This is a genomic window from Actinomadura sediminis, assembly GCF_042675525.1.
In the GTDB taxonomy this organism is placed as follows: Bacteria; Actinomycetota; Actinomycetes; order Streptosporangiales; family Streptosporangiaceae; genus Spirillospora; species Spirillospora sediminis.
In genome coordinates, this window is record NZ_JBHTJA010000220.1 from 1 (window position 1) to 1,587 (window position 1,587).

Annotated in this window: 1 rRNA gene (only partly in view); it reads left to right on the plus strand. The window is 56.7% G+C overall.

Going from position 1 to position 1,587, the window contains the following annotated elements:
• Nucleotides 1-29: 29 nt before the first annotated feature.
• A 23S ribosomal RNA gene (locus ACFQ11_RS37385) occupies nucleotides 30-1,587 on the plus strand (it continues 1,621 nt past the right edge of the window).

Genomic DNA, 1,587 nt, shown 5'->3' on the forward strand with positions numbered 1-1,587 from the left:
ATCTGCGATTTGTTTTGATCGTTTTGTGTGTTCAAGTTTTTAAGGGCATACGGTGGATGCCTTGGCATCAGGAGCCGATGAAGGACGTGGGAGCCTGCGATATGCCTCGGGGAGTCGGCAACCAGACTTTGATCCGGGGATTTCCGAATGGGGAAACCTGGCACTCGTCATGGGGTGTCGCCGCCGTCTGAATGTATAGGGCGGTTGGTGGGAACGCGGGGAAGTGAAACATCTCAGTACCCGCAGGAAGAGAAAACAATAGTGATTCCGTGAGTAGTGGTGAGCGAAAGCGGATCAGCCTAAACCGTGCGCGTGTGATACCTGGTAGGGGTTGCGTGTGCGGGGTTGTGGGACCATCCGGTCGGGTCTACCAGTCCGGCGGAGAGTTACAAAACATCGTGATAGTCGAACGGCATGGGAAGGCCGACCGTAGACGGTGAGAGTCCGGTAGACGAAATTGCGGTGTCTCTTGGGTGTGTTCCCGAGTAGCACGGGGCCCGTGAAATCCCGTGTGAATCTGCCACGACCACGTGGTAAGGCTGAATACTTCCTGATGACCGATAGCGGACCAGTACCGTGAGGGAAAGGTGAAAAGTGCCCCGGTGAGGGGTCGTGAAATAGTACCTGAAACCGTGTGCCTACAAGCCGTCAGAGCCTCCTCAATGTTCTTCGGGATGTTGTTGGTGATGGCGTGCCTTTTGAAGAATGAGCCTGCGAGTTATGGTGTGTGGCGAGGTTAACCGGTGGCGGGTAGCCGTAGCGAAAGCGAGTCTGAATAGGGCGTTTGAGTCGCATGCTGTAGACCCGAAGCGGGGTGATCTAGCCATGGGCAGGGTGAAGCGCCGGTAAGACGGTGTGGAGGCCCGAACCCACCAGGGTTGAAAACCTGGGGGATGACCTGTGGTTAGGGGTGAAAGGCCAATCAAACTCCGTGATAGCTGGTTCTCCCCGAAATGCATTTAGGTGCAGCGTCGCGTGTTTCTTGCCGGAGGTAGAGCTACTGGATGGCTGATGGGCCCTACAAGGTTACTGACGTCAGCCAAACTCCGAATGCCGGTAAGTGAGAGCGTGGCAGTGAGACTGCGGGGGATAAGCTTCGTAGTCGAGAGGGAAACAGCCCAGATCATCGGCTAAGGCCCCTAAGCGTGTGCTAAGTGGTAAAGGATGTGGAGTTGCCGTGACAACCAGGAGGTTGGCTTAGAAGCAGCCATCCTTGAAAGAGTGCGTAATAGCTCACTGGTCAAGTGATTCCGCGCCGACAATGTAGCGGGGCTCAAGCACACCGCCGAAGCCGTGGCATTCCGAGTTTTGCTCGGGATGGGTAGGGGAGCGTCCTGCAGCCGGTGAAGCCGCCGAGTGATCGAGTGGTGGAGGCTGTGGGAGTGAGAATGCAGGCATGAGTAGCGAATCACACGTGAGAAACGTGTGCGCCGGATGACCAAGGGTTCCTGGGGCAGGCTAATCCGCCCAGGGTAAGTCGGGACCTAAGGCGAGGCCGACAGGCGTAGTCGATGGACAACGGGTTGATATTCCCGTACCCGCTGGTATGCGCCAACGCTGAATCCTCTGATGCTGACCATCCGAACC